This window comes from Psychromonas antarctica (assembly GCF_022267535.1).
GTDB classification, from domain to species: Bacteria; Pseudomonadota; Gammaproteobacteria; order Enterobacterales; family Psychromonadaceae; genus Psychromonas; species Psychromonas antarctica.
In genome coordinates this window covers 1-1,936 of sequence record NZ_JAHNZV010000219.1, presented here as the reverse complement: position 1 = coordinate 1,936, position 1,936 = coordinate 1, and the positions used below count along the sequence as shown (strand labels likewise).

General features: G+C 43.8%; 1 protein-coding gene. It reads left to right on the top strand.

Annotated features, from left to right (window positions below; all coding sequences use genetic code 11):
- Nucleotides 1-317 precede the first annotated feature (317 nt).
- Entirely contained in the window at nt 318-1,757 is a 1,440-nt protein-coding gene (nhaD, locus tag KSO91_RS17060; RefSeq protein WP_238744220.1) for a sodium:proton antiporter NhaD, read from the top strand.
- Nucleotides 1,758-1,936: the final 179 nt, after the last annotated feature.

The window sequence follows — 1,936 nt, the reverse complement described above, 5'->3', positions numbered from 1 at the left end:
AGCCAACCCAGAAAATTACCTGCCATGGAATTATCTAGAAAATAGTGAGTAACGGCTGACTTGCTTTCCAAAAAAGACTGAATTGGGCTAACCGCCCAAGTCAAACTATGCAGCCGTAAGCTCACTGAATACGAGTATTTAAAACTGCGCGCCTGACTTTTAAAGCCCAGCGGGAAGCACTTTAAAACAGAGCGTTAGCACCACTGTGTAGAGTGATCTCGCTCTCTTTTATTCTGTTTAATGATATTTTTTTATGCTAATCTTTGGCGAAATTCCCCCCACCCCTTAAACGTTTATTTTATTGAAGGAAGAATAAAATGTTACAAAAATATAAACCGTTAGGTGTTTTGTTGACACTTATCGCTGTTTTCTTTTCACCTAACCTGCTAGCCAGCAGCGAATTAGTTGACTTGACGTCACATGGTATCGGTTATGCGGCGTTGTTACTATTCGCTTTTGCATACTGCTTAGTGATGCTTGAAGATGTTATTCATCTGCGTAAATCTAAACCTGTTTTGGTTGCTGCCGGTATTATTTGGGGGATGATCGGTTTCTATTATTCACAACATGGCATGAGCCATGATGCAGAAGCTGCTTTTCGCCATAATTTATTAGAGTATTCAGAGCTATTTTTCTTCCTATTAGTGGCGATGACCTATATTAATGCCATGGAAGAGCGGCAGTTATTTGATGCACTGCGAGCATGGATGGTTAATAAAGGCTTCACCCTGCGCTTTATTTTTTGGTTGACGGGTTTGTTGGCTTTCTTTATCTCACCTGTTGCCGACAACCTCACCACGGCACTATTAATGTGCGCCATTGTGATGAAAGTTGGTGGGCAAAACAGCAAATTTATTGCCATCGCTTGTGTCAATATTGTGGTTGCAGCCAATGCGGGTGGTGCATTTAGCCCCTTTGGTGATATTACAACCTTAATGGTATGGCAGAAAGGGATGGTGCAATTTGGCACTTTCTTCTCACTCTTTATTCCCGCTGCAGTCAACTTTTTAGTTCCGGCCGTTATTATGAGTTTCTTTATATCCAAAGAGGTTGCCCAAGGCGATGGCGAAGTGGTGCATATGAAACGTGGTGCAAGACGAATTGTCGCGCTATTTTTAGTCACTATCTCATTTGCTGTGCTTGGTCACTCAATGCTAGGCATGCCACCCGTGTTAGGGATGATGACGGGTTTAGGCCTACTGCAATTCTTTGCCTTCTTTCTGCGCAAAACACACAAAGTTTATTATAGCCACGCGATTGCAAAAACGGGTGATATTGTTGAACACGAGCGTTTACGTAATTTAGGAGAAGGTGCGCTCTTTGATATCTTTACTAAAGTCGCCAAGGCAGAGTGGGATACCCTCTTATTTTTCTATGGGGTGGTACTTTGTGTCGGTGGTCTAGGTTTTATTGGTTATTTGGGAATGGTTTCAGAAGCGATGTATAGCAACTGGGATCCCACTTATGCCAACGTCACCGTCGGGGTTTTATCTGCCATCGTAGATAATATTCCGGTGATGTTCGCGGTATTAAGCATGAATCCAGATATGAGTACCGGACAATGGTTATTGGTCACCTTAACGGCAGGTGTCGGTGGTAGTATGCTTTCCATCGGTAGCGCTGCGGGTGTCGCATTGATGGGGCAAGCGCGTGGTGTTTATACTTTTGCATCGCATATAAAATGGGCGCCGGTGATCGCATTGGGTTACGTTGCCAGTATCCTGACCCATTTGTGGATCAATAGTGCCATGTTTTAAAGAATTCATTAACAGCGCTCAGTTGTTGACTTTCGGCTGACGGCTGATTCTGAGCTAGTTCCCATGCTCTGCGTGGGAATTCATTTTGCTGCCATAGGCGTTACCACGCGGAGCGTGGGAACGAGGGATAAATCGATAATTAATGTCGATCCAGCTCAAATAGTTATTAGCTAGTTCCC

Coding starts and splice junctions, on each gene's coding strand:
- nhaD (WP_238744220.1), top strand. CDS start 318: ATGTTACAAAAATATAAACCGTTAGGTGTTTTGTTGACACTTATCGCT.